General features: G+C 55.5%; 23 protein-coding genes and 1 pseudogene. 2 read left to right on the top strand and 22 right to left on the bottom strand.

Translation table 11 applies throughout. The features are described 5' to 3' along the window. Positions 1–134: 134 nt before the first annotated feature. Positions 135–560 carry a large-conductance mechanosensitive channel protein MscL gene (gene mscL / locus CIK95_RS07700; protein WP_094422841.1) on the top strand — a complete coding sequence of 142 codons (426 nt, stop codon included), beginning with the start codon at positions 135–137 and terminating at the stop codon, positions 558–560. A gap of 84 nt (positions 561–644) precedes the next feature. Beyond that, entirely contained in the window at positions 645–1,778 is a 1,134-nt protein-coding gene (locus CIK95_RS07695) for an Sb-PDE family phosphodiesterase (RefSeq protein ID WP_158215110.1), read from the top strand. 141 nt (positions 1,779–1,919) lie between these two features. Here the strand turns inward: CIK95_RS07695 and CIK95_RS07690 are convergent, their stop codons facing one another. The 22 genes and pseudogenes from CIK95_RS07690 to CIK95_RS13640 form a co-directional block, all read right to left on the bottom strand. Next, complete coding sequence (locus tag CIK95_RS07690; protein ID WP_094466695.1) at positions 1,920–3,320, bottom strand: hypothetical protein; 1,401 nt, start codon at positions 3,318–3,320, stop codon at positions 1,920–1,922. 93 nt (positions 3,321–3,413) lie between these two features. Then, positions 3,414–5,024, bottom strand: a complete 1,611-nt coding sequence (gene guaA, locus CIK95_RS07685) for a glutamine-hydrolyzing GMP synthase (RefSeq protein ID WP_094466694.1) — start codon at positions 5,022–5,024, stop codon at positions 3,414–3,416. A gap of 21 nt (positions 5,025–5,045) precedes the next feature. Continuing rightward, positions 5,046–5,780, bottom strand: a complete 735-nt coding sequence (locus CIK95_RS07680; protein WP_094466693.1) for a nucleotidyltransferase family protein — start codon at positions 5,778–5,780, stop codon at positions 5,046–5,048. Between the two features lie 139 nt (positions 5,781–5,919). After that, positions 5,920–6,384 carry a transcription elongation factor GreA gene (gene greA, locus CIK95_RS07675; protein WP_094466692.1) on the bottom strand — a complete coding sequence of 155 codons (465 nt, stop codon included), beginning with the start codon at positions 6,382–6,384 and terminating at the stop codon, positions 5,920–5,922. 432 nt (positions 6,385–6,816) lie between these two features. Beyond that, a complete protein-coding gene (locus CIK95_RS07670; RefSeq protein WP_094422855.1) occupies positions 6,817–8,355 on the bottom strand; it encodes a phosphotransferase in 1,539 nt (512 codons plus the stop codon). A 366-nt stretch (positions 8,356–8,721) separates the two neighbouring features. After that, positions 8,722–9,693, bottom strand: coding sequence for a F0F1 ATP synthase subunit gamma (locus CIK95_RS07665; protein ID WP_022311573.1), 972 nt, complete (start codon positions 9,691–9,693; stop codon positions 8,722–8,724). A 6-nt stretch (positions 9,694–9,699) separates the two neighbouring features. Next, complete coding sequence (gene atpA, locus CIK95_RS07660; protein ID WP_094466691.1) at positions 9,700–11,286, bottom strand: F0F1 ATP synthase subunit alpha; 1,587 nt, start codon at positions 11,284–11,286, stop codon at positions 9,700–9,702. A gap of 68 nt (positions 11,287–11,354) precedes the next feature. Then, entirely contained in the window at positions 11,355–11,888 is a 534-nt protein-coding gene (locus tag CIK95_RS07655; protein ID WP_022311575.1) for a F0F1 ATP synthase subunit delta, read from the bottom strand. A gap of 7 nt (positions 11,889–11,895) precedes the next feature. Next, the gene (gene atpF, locus CIK95_RS07650) at positions 11,896–12,411 is read right to left on the bottom strand and encodes a F0F1 ATP synthase subunit B (RefSeq protein WP_094385096.1); all 516 of its coding nucleotides are present in this window, start codon (positions 12,409–12,411) and stop codon (positions 11,896–11,898) included. 15 nt (positions 12,412–12,426) lie between these two features. Next, on the bottom strand, positions 12,427–12,666 hold the full coding sequence (locus tag CIK95_RS07645; protein ID WP_022311577.1) for an ATP synthase F0 subunit C: 240 nt from the start codon (positions 12,664–12,666) through the stop codon (positions 12,427–12,429). Between the two features lie 74 nt (positions 12,667–12,740). Then, on the bottom strand, positions 12,741–13,784 hold the full coding sequence (gene atpB / locus CIK95_RS07640) for a F0F1 ATP synthase subunit A (RefSeq protein WP_094422968.1): 1,044 nt from the start codon (positions 13,782–13,784) through the stop codon (positions 12,741–12,743). Positions 13,785–13,805: 21 nt separating this feature from the next. Then, entirely contained in the window at positions 13,806–14,231 is a 426-nt protein-coding gene (locus CIK95_RS07635; RefSeq protein ID WP_022311579.1) for a hypothetical protein, read from the bottom strand. Between the two features lie 18 nt (positions 14,232–14,249). Then, positions 14,250–14,492, bottom strand: a complete 243-nt coding sequence (gene atpC, locus CIK95_RS07630) for an ATP synthase F1 subunit epsilon (protein WP_022311580.1) — start codon at positions 14,490–14,492, stop codon at positions 14,250–14,252. Positions 14,493–14,517: 25 nt separating this feature from the next. Continuing rightward, complete coding sequence (gene atpD / locus CIK95_RS07625; protein WP_022311581.1) at positions 14,518–16,044, bottom strand: F0F1 ATP synthase subunit beta; 1,527 nt, start codon at positions 16,042–16,044, stop codon at positions 14,518–14,520. A gap of 35 nt (positions 16,045–16,079) precedes the next feature. Continuing rightward, positions 16,080–17,057 (bottom strand): 6-phosphofructokinase, encoded by a 978-nt coding sequence (pfkA, locus tag CIK95_RS07620; RefSeq protein WP_022311582.1) that lies wholly within the window; start codon positions 17,055–17,057, stop codon positions 16,080–16,082. 27 nt (positions 17,058–17,084) lie between these two features. Next, positions 17,085–18,428, bottom strand: a complete 1,344-nt coding sequence (locus CIK95_RS07615; RefSeq protein ID WP_022311583.1) for an SLC13 family permease — start codon at positions 18,426–18,428, stop codon at positions 17,085–17,087. Between the two features lie 160 nt (positions 18,429–18,588). Continuing rightward, entirely contained in the window at positions 18,589–19,578 is a 990-nt protein-coding gene (locus CIK95_RS07610) for a glycosyltransferase family 2 protein (protein WP_094422857.1), read from the bottom strand. Beyond that, positions 19,578–21,041, bottom strand: coding sequence for an oligosaccharide flippase family protein (locus tag CIK95_RS07605; RefSeq protein WP_094466690.1), 1,464 nt, complete (start codon positions 21,039–21,041; stop codon positions 19,578–19,580). Before CIK95_RS07605 ends, CIK95_RS07610 begins: the two co-directional genes overlap by 1 nt. A 152-nt stretch (positions 21,042–21,193) precedes the next feature. Next, complete coding sequence (locus tag CIK95_RS07600) at positions 21,194–21,415, bottom strand: hypothetical protein (protein ID WP_144007776.1); 222 nt, start codon at positions 21,413–21,415, stop codon at positions 21,194–21,196. Between the two features lie 139 nt (positions 21,416–21,554). Continuing rightward, on the bottom strand, positions 21,555–22,484 hold the full coding sequence (gene queG / locus CIK95_RS07595; protein ID WP_094466689.1) for a tRNA epoxyqueuosine(34) reductase QueG: 930 nt from the start codon (positions 22,482–22,484) through the stop codon (positions 21,555–21,557). Then, on the bottom strand, positions 22,462–23,073 hold the full coding sequence (locus CIK95_RS07590) for a polysaccharide deacetylase family protein (protein WP_094385086.1): 612 nt from the start codon (positions 23,071–23,073) through the stop codon (positions 22,462–22,464). The genes queG and CIK95_RS07590 overlap by 23 nt, the downstream gene beginning before the upstream one ends. Positions 23,074–25,832: 2,759 nt before the next feature. Further along, positions 25,833–26,273 (bottom strand): annotated as a pseudogene (locus CIK95_RS13640) (DUF2723 domain-containing protein); the annotation flags it as partial. Positions 26,274–26,535 lie beyond the last annotated feature (262 nt).

Genomic DNA, 26,535 nt, shown 5'->3' with positions numbered 1-26,535 from the left:
GTATTAAATAAATTAAAAAAAGCATCTTGCCCGAGATTTTCATAAGGCTGGGAACCGTGGAGGGCAATACTGACAACTCGACTTTGCAAAATTCAAGTGTTATCATACACATTATTAATAATAAGAGCAACATTATGAGTAAATTTATCAACGAATTCAAGGAGTTTGCCGTCAAGGGAAATGCCGTAGATATGGCTGTCGGTGTTATCATCGGCGGCGCATTCGGCAAAATCGTATCTTCGCTCGTCGATGATATCATTATGCCTCCAATAGGTTGGCTTATAGGCGGCGTAAACTTCTCCGACCTCAAGGTGACGCTGCCCACCATGGACTTGGGCATAGAGCAGCTCGAGCCAGCCACCATCAACTATGGCAACTTCATCCAAACCACCTTCGACTTTGTCATCATCGCACTGTGTATATTCATGATGGTCAAGGGCATCAACCATCTGGCACGCAAGAAGGCCGAAGAGCCGGCAAAGCCAGCCACTCCGCCAGCACCCTCTGCCGAAGAGAAACTGCTTACAGAAATCCGCGACTTGCTCAAGGATAAAAAATAGACACTAATCCACCAACAGGCATAGACGGCTCATGTACTGATGGAGCCGCCATTTACCTATAATTCATTTAACCTTTTACATTTCATGAAAAAAATGATTTTGCTGGCTGCCGCGATGGCTGCCACACTGCCGGGCATAGCCCAGACAGACACTATCCAGTACCGCACGTTCCAGGGATACCTCAATCCGCATGAGCGAGGTACCATCCACATTCCCGACATCCTCGGTTACCGCACCATCAAGGCCGACCTGCACCTGCACACGCATCAGAGCGACGGTGGAGTGGCTCCCTACTTCCGAGTTTGGGAAGCCTATCAGGAGGGATTGGACGCTATAGCGCTCACAGACCATCAGCCCATGCCGCGATACAATAAGAACCCAGACGGCAACATTTCCCATCTGCAGGCGGTGAAGGACGCCGAGGACAGAGGCATCACGCTGATACGCGGCGCCGAGCTCACGAGCATGGCGTGGAGGGCCAACTTCAAGGACGTGGGGCACATCAACCTCCTGTTTACCACCGACAACAACCGCTACTTCCCCCGCACCGACGACGTGACCGCACACCAGGCCGACAGTGTGCTGGCAGTGGCTCAGGCCGACAGCGTGTGGGTGACCGCCAACCACCCGGGATGGCCCGACAAGGACAGCGAGTTCTCGCAGTGGCTCATCGGACAAATCAAGAAGGGACGCATACATGGCGTAGAAATCTTCAACGACTTCGAGTTCTACCCGCGCGCCATCGATTATGTCTACGACTACAATCTGACGCCCATCGGCGCCACCGACTGCCACTGGCCCATCGCCTGGCGTTTCGACCTGAAGCGCGCCCATCGTCCCATGACGCTCATCTTTGCCCGCGACAACAGCGTGGCTGCCATCCGCGAAGCACTCTTCGCCCGCCGCTCAGTGGCCTACTCCGACAATACGCTCGCCGGCCGCAAGGAGTATGTCGAGCCACTGCTGCGCGCATCGGTGACCGCCGAGAAGACCGGACGCACGCGCAAGGGCAAGATAGAGGTGGCGCTGAAGAACGTAAGCGACATCCCCTACCGCTTTGCCGACCCCGCCACCAACCGGTTGATGGTAGCCGCCCCGCTCACCACCACCTACGTATGGATGGACGACGCCGAGATGAAGCATACATGGCTGGTGCGCAACATCTACATACGCCCCGACAAGCATCTGGAGATACAACCCCTGTCGCTACAAAGATAACCACGCGCCTCAAATGATGGGGCAGCCCACTCCCTCGCGCCATCCAGTTGAAGCTATCCACAAAAAACAGATGGCGAACAGTCAGCCTATAGACACTGACTGTTCGCCATCCACTTGTCGCTTATAATATCGCAGGGCACCTTAATGTCGCTTACACTCCAGGCAGCGATAATGGTAATGGTCGGTAGCCCGGCTGCAGATATAGCAGGTAGTGCCGCCCGAATTGTGATAAGGGGCCATACTCGAACCAGCTGCGTACTGATGGGCCACAGGGTCGTAGCCCGTGCCGCCACACTTGGGACAGGTACCACGGCGGTTGCTGCTGCGCCCGTTGTCGCGCGATGACGAACGACTGCCTCCGCTGCCCCCGCCACGACCGTCGGTCACGGTGACACGCCCATTCTGGTCGTACCCTACCCCACTGCCATCTGGATAGACCGTACTGGTAAAGGTACTATACCCCTGACCATGACAATTCTGACACACTTTGCTTCCGGCACAACTCTTACAGGGATACCACATGCCACCATAGGCACGGCCGTAAGTTCCACCGAGCCCATGACAGATACCACATACCTTGGTGCCATGACACCACAAACAGGGAGTAGATGTAATAGAGATAATAGAGCCATCGGCCTGACGGGTGTTCTGCCTAAAGCCACCGCCAGGCAGTTCCTCGCGCCAGCTGTTGTTACCAGGCTGATAGGTGGTAGAGTAGCCATTGTTACTCTGGTTAGAAGCAACATTGTTAGACGGTTGGCTCTCCGGGTTGCCACCACCTATATAGTGTAGCTTCATGCCATTATCCCAGTTCTTGCTAAGCCAAGCCGTCACGCCGTTACAATCTATGTTATATGACTGCTGCGGAGTACGCCCTTTCAGTTTGCCATAAGCCAGGAGATACTGTCCACCGCCATATTCGACCAAATGCAAGCGATAACCCTTGTTCCAAATCTTTTTCACCTCGCTGCCCACATCGCCGTCGGTAGCCCAAGTATAGCCCTGAGTCTCTATATTGGTGCCACGGGTTACTACCCACCACCATTTGCCCGAGCTGTAAGTGGCCTGGGTAAGAAAGTAGCCCGCGCTACGCTTCTGGTCATACCAGGTCTTGAGTTCGCTCAGCGTGGCATGCTTATAGCTCTGATCGGTGTAACCCTGGTACTTAGACATTACCACAAACCACTTACTCTGATTACAAGTGATGGCAGTAATATAGTAGCCAGCGTCCCACTTTTCCTTGATCCAGTCACGGGGGAAATCGCCCGAATACTTGTAAGACTGATTGCTGAATTTGGAGTCCTTGCTCATGGCCACCGACCATCCGTTCTCGGTATAGGCCACTGCGGTGATATAGCGGTCATTGTTCCAGTGCTGCTTAATCTTGTCACAGTCCAACTCATTGCCCACACCACTGGAGAACCAGTACTGCTGGCCATACTCAGGGTTCTGCTCCATGAGCATGAACGTACGGTTCTGCGCCCGCATCGCCATCAGGGGCAACAGGAGCAGTATCACTGTAAGGATAAAGGTCTTTTGCATTTGTCTGTCAACAGGTCTTTAATAGTTTGGAGAAAAAGGAAGCCCTGCCCATAAGCAGCAGGGCTTCCCTATAGCGATACGTGAGTGGTAAGTTTACTCCCACTCGATGGTCGAAGGTGGTTTGGACGAGATGTCATAGCAGACGCGGTTGACACCTCTCACCTTGTTGATAATCTCGTTGCTCACACGAGCCATGAAGTCGTAAGGCAGATGAGCCCAGTCGGCTGTCATGGCGTCGGTAGAGGTCACAGCGCGCAGAGCCACAGGGTGCTCATAGGTGCGCTCGTCGCCCATCACACCCACACTGCGCACGGTAGAGAGCAGCACGGTGCCTGCCTGCCAAATCTGGTCGTAGAGCGACACCTCGATTTCACCGTCGGTCATCAGGGCGGGCACTCCGGCAGCCAGCACCTTGCGTGCCTCCTCGCCGGAGAGACGAACCTTGTACTCGCGCAGACCGCGGATGTAGATATCATCGGCGTCCTGCAGGATGCGCACCTTCTCGCGGGTGATATCGCCAAGGATGCGCACAGCCAGACCCGGTCCAGGGAAGGGATGACGGGTGATGAGATGCTCGGGCATACCCAACTGGCGGCCCACACGGCGCACCTCGTCCTTGAACAGCCACTGCAGAGGCTCGCAGAGCTGCAGATGCATCTCCTTGGGCAGTCCACCCACATTGTGGTGGCTCTTGATGACCTTGCCGGTAATATTGAGACTCTCGATACGGTCGGGATAGATGGTTCCCTGAGCCAGCCACTTGGCGCCTTCTATCTTCTTGGCCTCGGCATTGAAGACCTCGACGAAATCACGGCCTATAATCTTACGCTTCTGCTCGGGGTCGGTCACGCCGGCAAGGTCGGCAAAGAACTTGTCGCTGGCGTCGACGCCCACCACGTTGAGACCGAGACACTTGTAGTCATTCATCACATCGGAGAACTCGTTCTTGCGCAGCATGCCGTGGTCTACGAAGATACAGGTGAGGTTGTGACCGATAGCGCGGTGCAACAGCATGGCTGCCACCGACGAGTCGACACCGCCGGAGAGACCCAGGATGACGCGGTCTTCGCCCAGCTGGCGCTTGAGTTCAGCCACGGTGGTATCTACAAACGAGGCGGCGCTCCAGTCCTGACGTGAGCCGCAGATGTCTACCACGAAGTTGCGCAGCAACTGCGTTCCCTGTACCGAGTGGAACACCTCGGGATGGAACTGCACAGCCCAGACAGGCTGCTTGGTGCTGGCATAGGCAGCATACTTGACATCGGCGGTCGAGGCTATCACCTCGAAACCTTCGGGGATGGCAGTGATGGTGTCGCCATGGCTCATCCATACCTGTGAGTTCTGCTCAAAGCCCTTGAAGAGGGCATTGTGGGTATCTACTGTCTGCAGATGGGCGCGGCCATACTCACGCGAGTCGGCCTTCTCTACCTTACCACCCAGAGTATGGGAGATGAACTGGGCTCCGTAGCAGATGCCAAGCACGGGCAGACGACCTATGAACTGGCTCAGGTCTACCTGGAAAGCCTCGGGGTCGTGCACCGAATAGGGCGAACCGCTCAGGATGACACCGATGACAGAGGGGTCGTCCTTGGGGAACTTGTTGTAAGGCAGTATCTCGCAGAAGGTGTCGAGCTCACGCACACGGCGGCCGATAAGCTGCGTGGTCTGTGAACCGAAATCGAGAATAACTATCTTCTGTTGCATTGTACTGAATATTATTGTGGTTTATAGTGTCTTGAGAAACTCTTCGGCCTGGGCTATGGTTTCCATCTTGCCCACATCCATCAGCCTGAGGTCGCGCTTCACGTATCCGTGTATGGAGCAACGCTCACAATAGCGCAGATAGAAATCGATGATGCCAAACCTGTCGGGCATCTCGTCGAAATGGGGGAAGAGGTGCGGACTGAAGACATGGATGCCCGAGAAGGCGTAGGGCTCGCAGGCATCGACCTGCAGGTCGGCATAGGGCGAGCGCACCTCGTGGGTGTCTATATTGGTCCACCCCATGAGCCGGCAATCGTGGGCAGTGTCGAAGAGCAGATAGCGCTTGGTCTGCCGGGGGCTTACCAGCAGCGTGGCATCGCCCTGGGCGCTGTCGTAGAAACGGCGCAAGTCGACATTGCTCAGTATGTCTACGTTGTGAATAAGAATGGGGGAAGTGGTGTCGAAGAGAGATGCGGCATGCTTGATGCCACCGCCCGTTTCGAGCAGCTGGCTGCGCTCGTCGCTGATGCGCACGTCGATACCGAAGCCCTGCTGGGCGGCGAGATAGTCTACAATCTGGTCGGCGAAATGGTGCACATTGACGACCACGCGGGTGAACCCGGCCTCCTTGAGCCTCAGGATGACACGCTTGATGAGCGGCTCGCCTCCCACCTCGACCAGCGCCTTGGGCATGGTGTCGGTCAATGGTTTGAGGCGCGTACCCAGTCCAGCGGCAAAAATCATTGCTTGCATCATGATGCAAAGTTACGCCAAAATCTGGGAAAAGAAGAAGAAAGATAGAATTATTTGCCCCGCCACCACCATTTTTCCGACCGTCGGGCAGGAGCGGCGCAGCGCCGAAGGCTGCATGGTTATCAGCACCATGCAGCGGCAGCTACAGGGTCACCTCGTCGATACGCAAGGTAATCTTGCCGGCAGGCACGCTCACCTCGACCGTGTCGCCGGCCTGGTGGTTGAGCAGGGCTTGGGCGATAGGCGACTTGAGCGAAATCTTGCCTTCGCTCATGTTGGCTTCGTGGGGACTCACGATGGTGTAGGTCATGTGGGCACCGTTGGCCACATTGGTAAGCGTGACCACGCTGAGCAGTCCGATACCCGTGTGGCGGATGGCAGACCGGTCGATGACGCGGGCATTCTCGAGGACGCGACGCTTGAAACGGATGCGGCCGAGCAGACGACCCTGCTCGCGCTTGGCGGCATGATACTCAAAGTTTTCACTCAGGTCGCCCTTGTCGCGCGCCTCAGCGATGGCCTCGCGCACCTCTGGCAGTTTGACAAGTTCGAGTTCGCGCAGTTCGGCTACCAGTTTGTCGTAGCCCTCTTGTGACATATATTCCATTTCTACTACTTTTAGTCCTATTAAAATGGCGAAGAGGCACAAGCGTGTGCCTCCTGCCAACCGAATGCAAAGTTATACAAAATTGGGATATAAAGCAAAGGCGTGGCAGTTTTTTTTCTGCCATGGGGCCGTCACCACGACGCATGGCGCAGCAGGGCAGAGAGGGCTGCCGGCTATAGTCGGCACTGCCCCAGTCTACCCTATCCCGTCGGGCATCGGGCGAAAGTCTGCCGAGGTGGCGTTCATGTATATTGCGTGGTGTGATTTCAGTATTTCACGCCTTGCATTATGGGTTGCAAACCCCGAACTGGATAATTCACGCCCCGAACTCAAGTTGAAGATGATGGCGGGGAGAAAGGGCATAATCAAAAAACGCCCCGCTGTGGCAGCGAGGCGTATGGGGATAATCGGCAAGGGAGGAGGGAGGGGCGCCTACTTGCGGACGAGGGTCTGGGTGATGCCCTGCTCACGGTGGCAGATGCGCACCTCGATGCCAAACTTGTCGTGCAGATGCTCTGCCAGATGCTGGGCGCTGTAGACGCTGCGGTGCTGGCCTCCAGTGCAGCCGAAACTGAACATGAGGTCGGTAAAGCCGCGCTGCAGATAGCGCTCTACATGGGCATCGGCAAGCCGATACACGCTGTCGAGGAAGGTAAGTATCTCGCCGTCGTCCTCGAGAAAACGGATGACGGGCTCGTCGAGGCCTGTAAGTTTCTTGTAAGGCTCATAACGCCCGGGATTGTGGGTGCTGCGACAGTCGAAGACATATCCTCCGCCATTGCCGCTATCGTCGGCGGGTATGCCCTTGCGATAGGAGAAGCTGAAGACACGCACCACGAGCGGGCCCTTGCCGTCGTACTTGGAGAAGGTGGCGGGGCCGTCCTGCGGGTGGGCTGCGTAGACATTGGTGTCGGCTGTGCGGAAGCCGTCGGCACGGTTGGCTGCCGCCTGCTCTATCCGCGTGAAGGCAGGAAGGAGGGTGAGCCGCTCGAGCATATCCATCATGTAGGGATAGGGGAAGAGGTGGCGCACACGCAGCAGCTCGCGCAGATTGTCGATGGCTGGGGGGATGCTGTCGATGAAGTGGCGCTTGCGCTCAAAATAGCCGCGGAAGCCATAGGCTCCCAGCACCTGGAGGGTGCGGAAGAGCACGAAGAGGGAGAGCCGCTCGGCAAAGTGGCGCACAGACGGCACCTCGGTATACTGGCTCAGCGACTGGTAATACTCATAGACCAGCTCGCGGCGGAGCTTGGCGGGATAGCGCGCCGATGCCTGCCAAAGGAAGGAGGCGAGGTCATAATAGTAGGGACCACGACGGCCACCCTGGTAGTCGATGAAATGAGGATTGCCATCGTCATCGAGCATCACGTTGCGTGCCTGAAAGTCTCGGTAGAGGAAACTCTCGGACGGCTCGGAGGTAAGGTCGCGGGCGAACATACGAAAGCAGGCTTCGAGTTTGAGCTCATGAAAGTCGAGCTCGGTGGCTTTGAGGAAGCAGTACTTGAAGTAATTGAGGTCGAAGAGCACACTCTCTTCATTGAACTCGGGCTGCGGATAGCACACCGACCAATCAAGGCCGCGCGCACCGCGCAACTGGATGTTGGGGAGTTGGCGGATGGTGCGCACAAGGAGCTGGCGCTCGGCCTGGGTGTAGCGTCCGCCAGCCTCGCGACCGCCCCTAAGGGCGTCAAAAAGGGAGGTGGAGCCCAGGTCGGTCTGCAAATAGCGCAGCTCGTCGTCGGCCACAGCCAGGATGGCAGGCACGGGCAGCTGGCGGTTGCAGAAATGGCGGGTAAGGCTGATGAAGGCATGGTTCTCGTCGCGGCTGGTGCCCACAACGCCTATCACCGTGAGCCCGTCGGCATCGGTAAAACGATAGTAAACACGGTTGCTGCCGGCGCCAGCCAACTGCTCTACATGGGCGGGCTCGGCTCCGCGCCACTGGCGGTATAAGGAGATGAGTTGTTGCATACTATATATAATAAGGTGTGACCATACGGGGTGTGGCGATACCGTCGGGAGGCGTAAGGCGCGCTGCGAACCTCATGGCACCACTGGACGGCTCAACAAAATTAGCAAAAAAATCAGACACAATGCCCCGCCCATCCGTATATTTTTACCTGGTGCAGGAAAAAAAGGCTAACGGGATGGCCGGGGTATGCAAAGATGATGGGGAAAGAGGTCTTTCACACCTTATGCGGCATGAGAACTGAGGGTGATACACATTGCTGCATCTCTGCGTTGACAACGGGGCATATCAACCAAAAGCGTGAGACGCTATCCACGGTGGTGGAAGGTCTCACGCTTTATTGTTTGCAGAATATCGGTGGTGGATGGTTAGTTGTTGACCGACCCACCTACGATATCAAGAAGTTCGCTGGTAATAGCAGCCTGTCGGCTCTTGTTGTACTGCAGGCGCAACTGGCGCAGCAGCTCGTCGGCATTGTCGGTAGCCGTCTGCATGGCCACCATGCGGGCGGCATGCTCGGAGGCGATACTGTCGAGCAAAGCGGTATAGACCATCAGATTGAGCAACTTGGGAACCAGCGCCTGGAGAACATACTCCAGATTGGGCTCGACCAGGAAGTTGTCGTTGAGGGGCTTGGCCTCGGTCACTACATGCTGACGCTGCTTGTCGCGCTTACGCAGATACTCCTGCGCCTTGGCTGTGGCCACATTGGAGGTAAGGTCGCGGTCGTTCATCACACCAATCTTCTCGGTAGAGAGGTCGATGGGCAGGAACGTACGGCGTGTAAGAATCTGCGAACCGGCGCTCTTGAAATGGTGATAGACCAATTCGACCTTGTCAATCTCGTGGGCAGCATACTTGCGGGTAAGCTCCTGCGAGATGAGGGCACAGTCGCGGGCGTTGGGCTTGTCGGCAAGAGCCACGAAGTCGCCTGCCGAGGTCCACCCTCTCTTCTGCACGCGCTCAGCCACCTTTCGGCCTATGGGATAGACCACGATATCGGTGATGCCCTGGTCGTGATACTCGGCAACTATCTGCTCCATCACCTTGAGCACGTTGGCATTGAAGCCACCGCAGAGAGAGCTGTTGCTCGAATAGACCACGAGGGCCACGCGCTTCACCTCGTTGTGTCGCTGCTCGAAGAGGCTTGTGGCCTCGGGGGTGGAAACGAGGAACGACTTGAGGATATGCTCCAGAAGGTTTTCGTAGGGAAGCATATTCTGGATGGCAACCTGAGCATGGTGAAGTTTGGACGACGCAACCATCTTCATGGCACTCGTAATCTTACGGGTGCTATTGACACTGGCTATGCGGGTCTTTATCTCTTTCAGTGAAGCCATACGCTATTATGCTTTATACAACGAGGCGACGCCTGCCATCACTTCTTCAATGGTGTGGGTGATGGTATCGTCAATCTTACCTTCGGCAAGGGTATCGATAATATCCTGATGCTGAGAGCGCAGCTGGTCGAGGAACTGGTCCTGACACTGGCGGACACTCTCTACGGGTACGTCGTGGAGCAGACCATGCACACCACAGTAGAGCATAGCCACCTGCTCGCCCACGGGCATCGGTGAATACTGGGGCTGGATGAGCAACTGGTTGTTCTTGCGTCCACGGTCGATGGTCATGGCAGTCACAGCGTCCATATCGCTCGAGAACTTGGAGAATGCCTCGAGCTCACGATACTGCGCCATATCTATCTTCAGCGTACCGGCTACCTTCTTCATACTCTTGATCTGTGCCGAACCACCCACACGGGATACAGAGATACCCACATTGATGGCAGGACGGAAACCCTGGTTGAAGAGGTCGGTCTCGAGATATATCTGTCCGTCGGTGATGGAAATCACGTTGGTAGGAATATATGCCGAAACGTCGCCGGCCTGGGTCTCGATGATAGGCAGGGCGGTAAGTGAACCTCCACCACGCACATGGCCCTTCATACACTCGGGCAGGTCGTTCATCTTCTCGGCAACCTCCTGCTGGTTGTTGATGCGGGCTGCACGCTCGAGCAGTCGAGAGTGCAGATAGAACACATCACCAGGGTAAGCCTCGCGGCCGGAAGGACGGCGGAGGATGAGTGATACCTCACGATAGGCAACGGCCTGCTTGGAGAGGTCGTCATAGACTACCAAAGCCGAATGGCCACGGTCGCGGAAGTACTCGCCGATGGCGGCTCCGGCAAAGGGAGCATAGTACTGCATGGCGGCAGGGTCGGCGGCGGTAGCGCTGACGATGATGGTATAAGGCAACGCGCCATGTTCCTTGAGGTTCTGCACCAATGCGGCTACTGTAGAGGCCTTCTGACCGATGGCTACATAGATGCAATAGACGGGTTTGCCAGCCTCGTAGAAGCTACGCTGGTTGATAATGGTATCGACAGCGATGGCGGTCTTTCCAGTCTGACGGTCGCCGATGATAAGCTCACGCTGGCCACGGCCGATAGGTATCATCGAGTCGACAGCCTTGAGTCCGGTCTGAAGCGGTTCCTTTACAGGCTGGCGGTAGATAACACCGGGAGCCTTGCGGTCAAGCGGCATCTCAAACGACTCGGTGAGATCGATCTCTCCAAGACCGTCAATAGGCTGGCCCAAAGGATTGACTACACGTCCAAGGAAGTTGTCGTTGACACGGATGGATGCAATACGGTGGGTACGCTTGACTGTCTGTCCCTCCTTGATACCGGCGGTAGGACCGAGAAGCACACAACCGACATTGTCTTCCTCGAGGTTCATCACGATAGCCATAGTACCGTTTTCAAACTCAAGCAACTCGTTGGCCTCAGCATTACGCAGACCGTAGATACGGGCCACACCATCACCGACGGTAAGCACGGTGCCTACCTCTTCGAACTGCTGGTTGCTGGTAACCTCGGTGAGTTGGCGGAGCAGAACCTCAGACACCTCACTTGGTTTTATTTTATCTGACATGTTGATTTGTTTTAATGAGCTGTCTGCCGGCATGGACGCCGGGACAGACAACCTGTTAATTTAGATAATTACTTTAACTCTGCGAGAATCTTCCTGAGTCCTGTCTTCACACTGGCATCCATGCGATAGGTGTCATATTCGAGTATGAACCCACCGATGATGTCGGGGTCGACCTCAGTATTGAATTCCACAGTTCCACGAGTCTTGCTTTCCACCATCTGCCGCATCTTGTCCTCGATAGCGGGAGTCACGGCAGTAGCGGTGATAAGCCTGCCACAGGTGATATTCTTCTGCTCACGATAAAGTGTAACATAAGAGGCAGCCATAAACTGCAGAGCGTTGTCGCGGCCCTCTCTCAGCACAAGTTTGAGGAAGCGGCGGGTAAGCTCGGTGGGCTCGGTGCCGGCTGCCGTAACGAGCAGCAGTTCCTTCTTCTCAGGCTGGAGCATGGGGGTGGCAATAGCCGTGCGAAGCTGGGGAACCTCGATATAGCTACGACCAAGGCACATCATGTCCTGGCACACGCTATCCTCGATTTTCAGCGCTGTGGCACTCTTGAGAAGCGCACGGGCATATCTCACAGATATCACTCCTAAATCCATAGCTTTATCAGTTTACTTTATTTTGAGGAATATCGTCCAACAGGCGGTCTATCAGTTCCATCTGTTTGGCATTGTCAGACAATTCTTCACGCAGCAGCTTCTCGGCTATCTTTACAGAGAGCTCGGCGACCTGTGTACGTATGCCGCGCATGGCTCCCTGGCGTTCGCTTTCTATCTGCAGACGAGCCTCAGAGAGTAGACGAGCACCCTCTTCGCGGGCCTGACCCTGAGCCTTCTCGACGATGGCGTCACGGGCAGCACCGGCTTCCTGAAGGATAGTGGCTTGCTTAGCGCGAGCTTCCTGCAGGAGGGCATCGCCTTCTTGTCTGACATTTTCCAGACGCTCGGTGGCCTCGTGGGCCTTGCGCAGGCTGTCGTCGATAAATTGCTTACGGCCTTCGACCGAACCAACTATCGCCGGCAGCGCATACTTGGCAAGGAATACGAGCACCACCAGAAACGCCAGTGCCATCCAGAACAGCAGTCCTAAATCAGGCGTCAGTATTGATGGCAAATTCATTATACTCTGTCCTTTCTATTAGTGGATAAGAAACGCACAGGCTGCAATGGCGAAAAGCGCACAACCCTCTACGAAAGCAGAAGTAAGAATCATGTTGGTCATAATCTTACCTGAAGCCTCGGGCTGACGTGCGATAGCGTCCATAGCCTGACCGCCAATCTTACCGATACCAATTCCTGCACCAATAACTGAAATACCAGCACCAATACCGCAGCCCAGCTGTGCCAGACCCTCGGCCAATAAAGTTGAAATAATCATAGTTGTAATGTTTATTAGTTGTTAATTGTTTTGTTAATATTCTCTTGTTCTATACATTATTATATATACATGTTCTATTCGGCCTCTTCTTCCTTGTGGGCGAGCCCTATGAAGACAGCGCTCAGCAGAGTGAAGACGTAGGCCTGTACGAAGGCGACCAGAAGCTCCAGACAGTTCATGAAGAGGAGCATCAGGACGCTGAAGATGTTAAGTCCGATACCGAAGCCCACGCCCATTGTCCATCCCAGGAATATCACGCAGGTGAAGCTGAGTATCACGGCGTGACCTGCCATCATGTTGGCGAAGAGACGAATCATCAGGGCAAACGGCTTGGTAAAGACGCCGAAAATCTCGATGATAGGCATCAATGGAATGGCCTTCAGGAAGATTGGCACATTGGGCCACAATATGTCTTTCCAATACTCCTTGTTGCCAAAGAGGTTGATGGCCAGCATTGTGCATACCGCCAGGAAGAGGGTGATATTGATATTGCCTGTCACGTTGACACCGCCGGGGAAGAAGGGCACCAGTCCCACGAGGTTACAGGTCAGGATGAAGAAGAAGGCGCTGAGCAGATATGGCGCAAAGCGCTTGTACTCCTTTTCTCCTATCGACGACTTCACCACATCATCATGTATGGTCATCACGATGAGCTCCATCGCCCCTACAAATCCCTTCGGCGCCTCGCTAAGGGTATCATGACGACGATACCAACGAGCGCAACAGGTGAAAATCACTATCAGGACAACCACGGCTATCCATATCTGCAGCACCACCTTGGTAATGCTCAAATCCAGAGGGCGCTCGGTGGTCCCGTCTGGCATCTTCTCATAAATCTTGCCATGATGGGTGGCATCAAAGAAGAATGGCGCGGGCAGCGAGTGCTCGGTGCCAACAAACCACTCACCCGTGGCGCCGCTTCTGACGATGATGGGCAATGGAATACTGAGCGAACGCCCCTCGTAACTGGCTATGTGCCACTCATACGCATCAGAGAGGTGCTCCAATACGGTCTCGGGGATATCCAGCTTTTCTTCCTTGCCCCCCTCATTGGCCATAGTTGCCAGGGGGAGCATGACAAGCGCCAGCAGGAGGATGATTGTTCTAATCTGTTTCATATTCATCATATAAAATGTAATCTACGGTTTCTTTTCCGCATCTGTGTTATGCTTATGCGTAAAGAACAGCGTGTGGTGTAGAACTGCGCTGAGATAGAATGCGGCAAAGATGAGGACAAAGGTGAGCATATCGCCCTTGCCGGTCTTGCCGACGAGGAGGAAGTAGACAAACATCACGACCAGCGCCAGCATGAAGCGGCCACCCGAAATGGCCAGAAACACGGAGGGCAGACTGTCGGGAGCCTCGGTAGCCACCTTGCGCCACGCCGTGACCGCCCCTATCTCGACAAAGAGTGCATAGACGGCACTCACGATGAGAGGCAGCGTCACCGAGGGATAGCTCATGGCGAGAACCAGGGTCAGGAAGAACAATACTGCCATGAGTGTCACTCCCTGGCGTATGTACTTCCAGTAGCGGATGTCTATCTCGTTCTTTTGAGTTTCCATTTGTATTCTATTTCAGTATTATACTTCTACGCACAGACTAATCTCATTCTTCTGAACTTCGACAAAACCGCCCATAATGTTCAGTTGTGCCTTCTCGCCGCCTTTGGGGAGATAGGTCACCACGCCAGACTCAAGCGAAGAGATTAGCGGAGCATGGTCCACCAGTATCTCAAACGCGCCGAGGGTTCCGGGCACGGTAACGCTCTCCACCTCGCCGGTGAAAACCACTTTTTCAGGAGAAATTACCTTAAGTGTCAGCATATAGATACTTGTTATTAATCACATCTTATACATTAGCCGCAGCCAGGAGTTTCTTGGCCTTCTCCTTGGCATCCTCGATAGTTCCCACATTGAGGAACGCCTGCTCGGGCAGGTCATCTACCTCGCCATTAAGGATGGCATTGAAACCCTTAATGGTCTCTTCGATGGGCACCATCACGCCTGGCAGACCGGTAAACTGCTCTGCCACAGCGAAGGGTTGTGAGAGGAAGCGCTGTACACGACGGGCGCGGTTAACGGTGAGCTTGTCTTCATCGGAAAGCTCGTCCATACCGAGGATGGCGATGATATCCTGCAACTCGTTATAACGCTGAAGCAACTGCTTTACACGCTGTGCGCAGTCATAGTGTTCCTTGCCCACAATCAGCGGGTCGAGGATACGCGAGGTACTGCCCAGCGGGTCAACGGCGGGATAGATACCCAGCTCGGCTATCTTACGCGACAGCTCGGTTGTAGCATCGAGGTGAGAGAAAGTAGTGGCTGGAGCGGGGTCGGTCAAGTCATCGGCAGGCACATAGACGGCCTGTACAGAGGTGATAGAACCGTTCTTGGTCGATGTAATGCGTTCCTGCATCGCACCCATTTCGCTTGCCAGCGTAGGCTGATAGCCCACTGCCGAAGGCATACGGCCCAAGAGAGCCGAAACCTCAGAACCTGCCTGAGTAAAGCGGAAGATGTTGTCGATGAAGAACATGATGTCGGCAGCTTCGCCGTCCTTGCCACCATGGTCGCGGAACTCTTCGGCCACAGTAAGACCCGAGAGTGCCACAGAGGCACGTGCCCCAGGCGGCTCGTTCATCTGTCCATAGACAAGGGTAGCCTGACTCTTTGCCAGCTCTTCCTTGTCAACCAGCGAGAGGTCCCATTTGCCCTCTTCCATGGCCTTGTTGAAGGCTTCTCCATACTTGATTACACCACTTTCGAGCATATCGCGCAGCAGGTCATTACCCTCACGCGTACGCTCTCCCACTCCGGCAAACACAGAGTAGCCGTTGTGGCCTTTGGCGATGTTGTTGATAAGCTCCATGATAAGCACTGTCTTACCTACACCGGCACCTCCGAAGAGTCCGATTTTACCACCCTTCATGTAGGGTTCGAGCAGGTCGATAACCTTGATACCGGTAGCCAGCATCTCTTTGTGGGTAGACAGTTCGTCAAACTTCGGAGCCTCGCGGTGGATAGGATAAGCGCCCTGCATGTCGAGTTTCTCCATACCGTCGATAGGCTTACCGATAACATTCATCATACGGCCCTTGATCTGGTCGCCGGCAGGCATGGTGATAGGACTTCCCGTAGCCACGACATCCAAGCCGCGCTGCAGTCCGTCGGTATTGTCCATAGCCACACAGCGTACAGTATCTTCACCGATATGTTGCTGGACCTCGATGATGAGGTCTTCACCATTGGGGCGTTTCACTGTGAGCGCCTCATAAATCTTTGGGAGCACCTTCTCCGGATCCTCGCCGTGGGTATCGAAGTATACGTCGATAACCGGGCCGATAATCTGCGAGATGCGTCCATTTATCTGTGACATAAGCTGATTGTGTTAATATGTTCTACATTATTATATTATATACTCAATTCGTCGAGCACCTTGATGAGCGACTTGTCGAAAGGCTTGTCAGAGCGGATGGCTTCCGACAGCGGCACATAGACAATCTCATTGTTGCGCACGCCAACCATCACGTTGCGCTGACCCTGCATGATAGCCTGGATGGCACCCACACCGGTACGCGAAGCGAGGATACGGTCGTGGGCAGAGGGGCGACCGCCACGCTGTAGATGGCCGAGGATGGAAACGCGCACATCATACTGGGGGAACTCGTTGCGCACACGCTCGGCATAGTAGAGGGCGCCACACTTGGGACTCTCAGAGACGATGACGATGCACGAACGCTTTGACTTGCGGATACCACGCTCCATGAACTGTGCCAACTGGTCTACGTCGGTAGAGTCTTCAGGGATGATGGCAGCCTCGGCCCCCGAGGCGATGGCGCTGTTCTGTGCCAGGAAGCCGGCATCGCGTCCCATAACCTCGATGAAGAAGATGCGCTCATGGCTTTGCGCTGTGTCGCGGATGCGGTCCACGCACTCTACGATGGTGTTCATCGTGGTGTCGTAACCTATAGTCGAGTCGGTGCCGTAGAGGTCGTTGTCGATGGTACCGGGCAGACCCACACAGCACACATCGTATGCGCGTGCAAAATCCATAGCGCCGGTGAGCGAACCGTTACCGCCTATCACCACCAGGGCGTCGATGCCCTCTTTCTGCAGGGTCTCATAGGCCTTGGCTTTGCCTTCAGGAGTCATGAATTCCTTGGAGCGGGCAGTTTTGAGTATCGTACCGCCCGACATGATGATACCACTCACGTTCTCGGTAGTGAAGTCAACCACCTCGTCATTGATCAGTCCATCATAACCACGATAGATACCTTTGATATTAAAACCGTTACAGATACCCGAACGGGTTACCGCTCTGATGGCAGCGTTCATTCCGGGGGCGTCGCCTCCAGATGTAAGGATTCCGATTGTTTTAATTTTTGCCATAATCTATATTGTTGTTTCTATTTCGTTCTACATCACTATCATGACCGCCAGCCCCAAGGCTGCGCCTACGAAGGCTTTCCAGCCTACATTGGAGATATACCACCCCACCCTGGCGTTCTCGGTCTTGAGGAATGCCACTCCGCTCAGCGACCCCACACAGAGGATGTTGCCACCCACGGCGGTCGAATAGGCTATCATGCTCCAATAGTCTGAGTTGAGCCCGTTGCTCTTGCCGATGGTGAAGAAGGTAAGTGCCGAAGTGAAGCTGTCGAGCACCGTGCTCAGCGCCGCAGCCAGCGTGCCAGCCACCCAGGTGGCTCCCACGTAGTTGTCGAGCTGTGCCACGAGCCAGCCCACGGCTCCCGTCTCCTGTACCACGCCCACTGCCAGCATGATACCCATGATGTAGAGCATCATCTGTATCACTCCATACTGCAGCACACGAGGCACACGACGCTGCATCATCTCGTCAGTGTCTATCAGACGCCTGTTGAAGATTTCATTGACTACCCACAGCACCGCCAGCACGCAGAAGGCGCCGAGGAAAGGGCTCAGTTTGGTGATACGGTGGAAGGTGGGGATAAACCACAGACCGCCGATACCCACAAAGAGCATCAGCAGCCGCTGCCATATATTCAGACGGGTGTCGTCGCCACGGTAGGGCATCGTCACCCATTCGGTCTCAGTCGTTTCGGGCAGGCTTCTGCCTATCCACCAGGTGGGCAGCAGCCAAGCCGTGAGGCAGGGCAACGCCATCGCCGACGAATAGGCGGTGGGGGTAACGTGGCCCATGTTCCAGAGGAAGAGACCTGTGGGGTCGCCGATTACGGTGAGTGCTCCGCCACAGTTGGCTGCCAGCACTATGGCCGCGCCGAAATAGAGGCGCATGCGCAACTGGGGCACCACCCTGCGCATCACCGTGAGCATCATCACCGTGGTGGTGAGGTTGTCCAGGTTGGCTGAAATGATGAAGGTGATTATCGACAGTGCCCACAACAGTCGGCGGCTGCGACGGGTCTTCAGCAACTGGGAGACGAAGTCGAAGCAACCATTATTGTGAAGTATCTCTACAATGGTCATCGTGGCCAGCAGAAAGAGCACTATCTCTGCTCCGCGGCCAACGTATTTGAGAAAGACATCCTGGGCGATATACTCCTTGACGACACTGCTTGTGGGAACGGCGCCACTCAAGAAGTCGAAATAATCATTAGGGTGCTGACTCATCACGAAGTCGGTGCCGTAGCAGATGTACAATATCCAACCCACCGTTCCTGCAAATACAGCAACAGCAGCCTTATTGACTTTTGTCAGGAGTTCCGTGGCAATTAGCACATAGGCGATTAGCAATATGACAACTATTACGAGTGTCATTTCTCAGATCATTTCCACTGCAAAGATAACCATTTATAATCAAGAAACGCCCTGAGTAGCGGCATTTTTTGGTAGAGGTTAACTTTTTTTTCATTAAGACACACACTTTTTGTGACAAATGGTAAGTTCGCCCCTGTCTCCATGCCCGGCAGAGCAGCTGTCAGAGCCGTCGCAGCCAGCGTTTGAGCGTGAAATAGAGTTCTTCCTGAAGGCAGAAGAGACGCCACGAGGGGCGCAGGGGCATATAGCCCAGTTTCCACTTGTTGCGGGGTTCCAGTGTGGTGGTATCTATGGTCTTCCACACGCGCTTCATCTCTGCCCGAGCAGCCCTACGGTCATGGGGAGTCATATGCTGGCGGTGGATGAAATAGAAGCGCCAGCAGTCGACGAGCACCAACCAGCGCTGGTTCTCATAGCGGCGCAGCACGTCGTCGCCTACGGCCAGGTCTATCAGCTGTCGGCGCATGCTCTCGTTGGCGCGCAGATAGTCAAAATGACGGAGGCCTGCCTTGTGGGTCACCGACGCCTCGTGCTGACGGTAGTAGTAGAGCCCGCCACAGGGTCTCACCTCGCGCGAGATGTAGTAGTGCAGCCGGGTGGTATTGTCGTCGCTATAGGCGCGGCAACTGTCGTCGTAGGGATAGCGGTCGTAGAGAGCGCGGCGCGCCATATAGACTCCGTGGATGGCCCACGACAGACTCTCACTGAAGGCTTCGTAGCCGCTCATCACCTCAAACTGCGGCAGGGGGATGCGCTGCTGATGTTGGTCGTCAAACCACTGCACCACATCAAAGAGCACGCAGTCGGTATGCGCATGGCGGCTGAACACATCGACAGCCTGTCTCAGGGCGTCACGATCGTACCAGTCGTCGGCATCGAGGAAGCAGATATAGTCGCCCTGCGCCAACTTCAGCGCCTGGTTGCGGGCATAGGCCTGGCCGTGGTTTTCGTCGAGTCGCAGGGTGCGGATAGTGTCATAGCGGGCGGCATAGTCAGCCAGCACCTCGGGCGTAGTGTCGGTCGAAGCGTCATCGGCCACTATCACCTCTACCCCATCGAGTGTCTGCGCCATGAGCGAGTCAAGGCACTGGGGCAGAAAGGCGGCGCCGTTGTACACAGCCACGATTACGGAGCATACAGGTCTGACCATCACTGCCGTCCTCCCTGATTGTGGTCCTGACGGTTGCGGCGGCGCAAGAGCCAGAGCGAGACGACAAGACTGGCGAGGGCCAGCGCTATGGCGGCCACCCAGTAGACCCACCCCGTGGCGAGAGTCACCACGGCATAGGCGGCAATGACTGCCGGCAGCTGCATAGCCACACATACAGCCACCCGACCATCGGGACGGTAGCCGTAGCGCCAACGGTTGTAGGCCATCAGCAGCACGGTGTCGAGCACAGCACCGATGAACAGCGCCACACCGGTACCGGTGAGCCCCCAGCAGCCAAAGCAGACATACATCAAGGGTAGTATCATCACCACATAGACGCCCTCCATAAACATGAACGACCGCGAATCGCCTCGTCCCAAGGGGATATAGGCGACAGGCAGTTTGACTGCGCGCAGGAAGAGGGCCATCACCGAGAACTGCATCATGCCAATCACGGGCAGGAACTTGCCACTGAAGAGCAGGGGGAGCAGCACGGGCAGGGCGAACATCATCGCCACGAGCAGGGGCGCCATGATGAGCAGCGACACCTCTATCTGGCGGTTCACGCAGCTGTTGAGGGTAGCCCCCGTGCCACCGACGGCAGAGAGGCGGGGATAGTAGTCGGTCTCCATGGCCGAGAACACCATGCCGCCATAGGTCATCGTCATCATGTAGCCTGCATTGTAGAGGCCCACGGTGTTGAGCGAGCCCGCCACATTGAGGAATGAGCGGATGGCAAACTCCATGCCGCTGCCCATCATGCCGACTACGACAAACGAAAGCCCCAGTTTGAGCATGCCGTTGCCACGGCTGAGAAAGCGGCGGCTGAAGGAGAGGCGCAGGGGGAAGAGACGGCATGAACGCCAGAGGGTCAGCACAGCCTGTATGAGGGCTGCAAGGAAGAGCGAGGGCACGATGGCGGTCTCGCCATAGAGGTAATAGAGGGGAATGGTGACCACCAGCACGGCAAAGACATTGTAAACCGAGATGCGAGCCAACGAGCCCAACTGTCTGACGGCCTTGAGCACTGCCATCTCGCCTCCGGTGAGTGCCATGAGCGCCACCGTGGGCGAGAGCAACAGGTAGTGGAGGGTGTGGGCACCCCAGTTGAAGGAGAAACTGTCGATAAACGGAGCTGCCATCACGCACACGAGCATACCCAGCAGCGCCACCATCACGCTCCAGGAGCGTATCAGGCACACGCTCTCTTCCAACCTGCGGCGGTCGGTGCTCTCATAAGCCTCGGCGATGGTCTTCACACCGCTCGTGGGCACACCCATGTTGGTAGAGTCGCCCACCAGCTTGAGGGTGGAGTTGAAGAGGGCGATAAGGCCCATGCCCCCAGGGCCGAGGATTACCGCCACGAGCTTGTTGCGTATCATCGCCACCAGGATATTGAGTCCCTGGATGGTGCCAAACACGCTGGTGTATTTGAGGATATGCTTGTAGGATGTATGTTCCATATATCTGTCGGGAGCAGCCATGCCCGCCCCATTTCTCCACGGGCTCTTGGCCTGGCTGTGCGGGGCGAAAAGGGCGCAGGCTGAGCCTCGAGGCGGCTGACTTGTTTGTACTTGTATGACTATATCATATAAACGCAGAATATGCCGATTTATTATGAAGACGGCGCACTTAATGTGGGCGCCAAGGCATCGCTGCGGCGAGAGTGAGCCACGACAGACGCCCATCGCGCCACTCTGCCCAGCCCATCAGGGGTTGCCCTCTGACTGGTGCTCACCGTCACCATCATGCGGTCGATGACGGCATAAAACCAGGAGATGGCGAAAATCCTGATTTCGTGGTTTGATTTCTGTATTTCCCACTCTGATTTGCACATTGCAAAGTTTGATTTCACCATTTCACGCTTCGCATCCAACTTTTATGCCATCTCGGTGCAGATGGGCACGGGCACCATCGGGACGGCGCGGAACGGGAGGATATCAGGCATGAACAGGGCGAAAGGGTGGATGGTGCGGTCAGTCGTCGGCAGTGGCTGCGGCGATATTGCGGATGATGCCGGCATACTTGGCGCGCTTCACGGCGCTGCCCTTGAAGAGCCGGCGATAGTCGTCTTCGGTCAGCTGCTGCCAGTCTGCGGTGGTCATCGCCATCAACTCTTGTGAGGGCTGGAACTCGGGCACATCAGTGGGCTGCGCGAAACGGTTCCAGGGGCAGGCTTGCTGGCAGCGGTCGCAGCCATAGAAGCAGTTGCCGAGCGCACGGGATGCCTCGTCGGAGAGGGGACCACGATTTTCGATGGTCTGATAACTGAGACAGCGACAGGCGTCCATCGTAGCCTCGCCGTCGTCGTCGAGATGGATGGCGTGGGTAGGACAAGCCTGCAGACAACGGTCGCAGGTGCCACAGCGTGAGGCCATGGGCTCGTCGTAGTCGAGGGGAATGTCGAGGAATATCTCTCCGAGAAAGAACTGGCTGCCGGCGTGGGGGATGATGAGCTGCTGGTTGCGGCCTATCCACCCTATCCCACTCTGCTGCGCCCAATACTGCTCGAGCACAGGGGCTGTGTCGACAAAGCACCGGTAGCCCCCGGTGATGCCAAGACGGGCTACGAGGAGCTGCATGCGCTGGCGCATCACGTCGTGATAGTCTTTGCCAAGCGCGTAGGCAGCCAGATGAAGCTCGTCGCGAGGCACCTCGACAGCGGGGGCATAGGGCAGCGCCAGACTCACAATGCTCTGCACGCCAGGGACAAGCAGCCGTGGGTCGAGGCGCAGGTCGACATGACGGTACATATACTCCATATCGGCGAAAGTGCGACTGCTCACGCGGCGAAGGAAGCGGCGGGCGTAGCCATCGTCGACGGGGCGCGCCTGGGCTATGCCACAAGCAAAAAAGCCGAGACTGCGGGCCTCGGCTTTTAACTTATTTGAAAACTCGGAATTCATATCCTTGTTCTTTTAACCATCTCAGAGCTTCGGGCAAGGCATAATGCAACTTGTCGATGCTCTTAAGCGAATCGTGAAAGGTAATGATAGACCCGTTGCGGGTATATCGCTTGACATTGTTGAGCACGTCCTCGGCTGTTATCCACTTGGAATAGTCGCGGGTGACGACATCCCACATGATGATGCGATACTTGCGGTTTACCCACCAATAGACCGTGGGCCGCATCCAGCCGTGGGGCGGTCTGAAGAGATGGGCGTGGATGAGCTCGTTGGCCTTGATGACATTGAGGGCATAGGTAATGCTCATGTGCTTGAACGAACCCAGGTGGTTGAAGGTGTGGTTGCCCACCTGGTGGCCCTCCTCAACGATGCGGTTGTACAGGTCATGGTGTCGCAACACGTTCTCGCCCACCATAAAGAAGGTGGCGCGCACTCCGAACTCCCTCAGCGTGTCGAGAATAAAGGGTGTGGTCTCCGGGAGAGGGCCGTCGTCGAACGTGAGATAGACGGCCTTCTCGTGAGAGTTCATTCTCCACACGGCTTTAGGGTAAAGCCAGCGCAGAAACGTAGAGGGTTGCTCGATAAACATGACTATCCTTCGGCATTGGGGTCAACACCACCACGGTTGCGGTAGATGGTGTAGAGCACGTTGAGCTGACGGAGCTGCTCCTTGGCGAGCTTGCTGTCCACGAGTTCGGTCACATCGACTATCTGCTGCATGATATAGAGCTGGGTGAGACACTCGTTGTAGTACTGGTGGAAGTTGGCGTCGTTGAGGGTAACATACCACGACATGTACTGGGTGGCGTCGCGCCAGAGGTCGTTGATAATCTTCTTGGCCTTCGCCTTGGCACCGAGGAGGGCATACGCCCTGGCGATGTCGCCGCCTCCGCCGATATAGCGCAGGGGCAGGTTGTAGGTGGGAAGATACTTCTCGGCCTTGGCAAGCACCTTGGCTGCCTTGTCGGTCTTGCCCTCGGTGATAAGTTTGAGCGCAAGGGTAGCCATAAGCTGTCGATGGGTGTAGCACATGCGGCGAACTGTCTCGTCGAGATAGATGCCGGGCTTCTCGAGACCGCCAAACTTGTAGCGGTTCATTACATTATTATATGTTGTCTCGGTGTCGAAGTTATTGCCGTCCTTGGTGGTGAATGGAGAGATACGGTAAGCCAAGCCCTCCTGGATGAAGTTGTCGCCAAGGTTCATGTAGTTGTCTTCGCCCACGGTCATGGCAACATAGATAGGACGTGTCCACTGGCTGTTGGCCACCATCTCGAGCATCATGAGGTCGTTCTTGTAGAGCGCGCGCTTGCCCTTGAGCGAGATGACCATCCGGTCGGGGATAGAGTCAGAGACCATCATCATGCCGCTACGGCGCACGGCGTCCTTGTCGATGGTGACATAGACGGTGTCGGTGGGGATGACGTGGGTGGTGGGGTCGTTGCTCAGAACCCAATGCTGCATGATGTTCTTCAGCTCGAAGGGGTTCTCGCCGAAGGTCTTGACAGCCTCTTCCTTGTCCTGCTCATAGAACTTAAGCACCTGCTCCTTGAGCTCGGGACGCACTTCGACATAGTCGTTGGTACCGATACAGTACTGGAGACGGTTCCAGGTGATGGGGAGTGAAGGAGAGGTGTAGGCGGGACGGCGCATCTGGTCGATATACCAGTCGGTAGCAAGATAACTGAGGTTGCAGACGCGCGCATCGGTACGCACACCCTCTACATCCTGGTTGTACCAGAGTGGGAAGGTATCGTTGTCACCATTGGTAAAGATGATGGGGTTGCCCTTGTCCTGCAGGGTGTTGAGGTAGTTCTGTCCGAAATCGCGGCAGGTGTATCGGCCACTGCGGTCGTGGTCGTCCCAGGTCTGGCTGGCCATCTGCACGGGGATGAGCAGACACACGGCACCTACAACGCTGCTGATGATGACGCTCTCCTTCTTGAAACGGCGCGCAATCATGTCGATGATGGCAGCGACGCCCATACCACACCAGATGGCGAAGGCATAGAACGAGCCGGCATAAGCATAGTCGCGCTCACGGGGCTGTCCGGGAGTCTGGTTGAGATAGATGACGATGGCGAGACCGGTCATGAAGAACAGGAATGCCACTACCCAGAACTGGCGCTCGCCCCGGCGTCCGCGGAAGAGCTGCCAGAAGAGTCCGATGATACCAATAAGGAGGGGCAGACAGTAGAATACGTTGTGTCCTTTGTTGTTCTTCAGGTCGTCGGGCAGGTTGTCCTGATTGCCGAGACGCCAGTTGTCAAACCATTTGAAACCAGTAATCCAGTTACCCTTTTCAAGAGCGCCGTGGCCCTGAATATCGTTCTGACGACCGGCAAAGTTCCACATGAAATAACGCCAATACATGAAGTTACACTGGTAAGAAAAGAAGAACTTGAGGTTATCCCACTGCGAGGGGACCTTAACCTGCACGGGTTGGCCACAGCGGTCGTAGTTGACGATATCGCCCTGAACGCCACCCATCCAGTCTTCATACTCCTGGGCATGGGCACGGTCGTGCATACGTGGGAAAACCATATTCTGGGCATAGACATAGCGGTCTTTGGTATTGACAATGAAGTAGGAGTCCTTCTCGTCTTCACTGCTCTTCTCCTTACGGCTGTAGATGGGCGCGCCCGTCTTCATACGGGGCACACACATGCCGTCTTTCTCGTCGAGAGCCACCTCAGAGGTGTAAGCCTGGCCGTAGAGCAGCGGGCTGTCGCCATACTGGTCGCGGCTGAGATAGCTGCCGAGGGTGAAGATGTCCTCAGGAGAGTTCTGGTCCATAGGAGGATTGGCTGCCGAGCGGATGACGATGAGCGCGTAGCTCGAGTAGCCTATCATGAGCATCAGCATGCAGAGCAGCGCGGTGTTCTTGATACGCGATGACACGAGATGCACGGCCTTGCCGGTACTGCCCTTACGCTTGTAGTTGAGCACAAACCACAGGATGGCGAGCACGATGGCTCCGGTCACGGCTGCCTTGATGCCGAAACCGTAGAAGGGGATGCCCAACAATGCCACAGAGAGCAGGAATGCCACATTCTGGAGCTTGGGGTGATGGTTGGTATAGGTCTCGTAGATGGCCCATATCACGGTGCCCACAAGGAGTATCAGATAGATAATCTCGCCGGTATTGAACGGACAGCCAAGCACGTTGACAAACAGCAACTCAAACCATCCGCCCACGGTGATGATGCCAGGCACGACGCCGTAAAGCACTGCTGCCACCAGGACAAATGAGATGGCGAGGGCAATAAGCGAACCTTTGAGCTCGACATTGGGGAACTTGCGGTAGGTGAACACCAGCACGATGGCGGGAATACACAGCAGGTTGAGCAGGTGTACGCCGATGCTCAAGCCGGTCATATAGGTTATCAGCACAAGCCAACGGTCGGAGTGGGGCTCATCGGCGTGGTCTTCCCACTTGAGGATAAGCCAGAACACAATGGCGGTGAAGGCGGAAGAATAAGCGTAGACCTCGCCCTCGACTGCAGAGAACCAGAAGGTATCACTGAAGGTATAGATAAGCGCACCTACCAGACCAGAAGCCTCGATGGCTATCATGCGGCTGGTGGTCATATTGCTCCAGTCCTTGATTATCAGCCTGCGCGTAAGGTGGGTGATACTCCAGAAAAGGAAGAGAATGGTGGTGGCGCTGAGCAGCGCACTCATGGTGTTGACCATGCGGGCCACCATAGACGGGTCGCTTACAAACTGGGTGAAGAGGTTGGCGGTGAGCATGAAGAATGGTGCCCCAGGTGGATGGCCTATCTCCATCTTGTAGCCGGTGGTGATAAACTCCGGACAGTCCCAGAACGAGGCAGTCGGCTCAATGGTAGAACAATAGACTACAGCTGCCACAAGGAATGTAAACCAGCCGAGAATATTGTCCACAATTTTGTACTGTTTCATTGTTATTATGTAATTATTAATAATTTCGGGCCTATATATACTTGCAAAGTTACTGCTTTTCGTGCAAGAAAGTGCAGTAATGATAAAGAAAATGAAAAGGATGTGTTCTTTTTAATCAGTTTTTACA

Source organism: Prevotella sp. P5-108 (genome assembly GCF_002251385.1).
GTDB lineage: Bacteria > Bacteroidota > Bacteroidia > Bacteroidales > Bacteroidaceae > Prevotella.
Note: the sequence above shows the minus strand (reverse complement) of the source record. Positions and strands in the feature narration are given on the sequence as shown.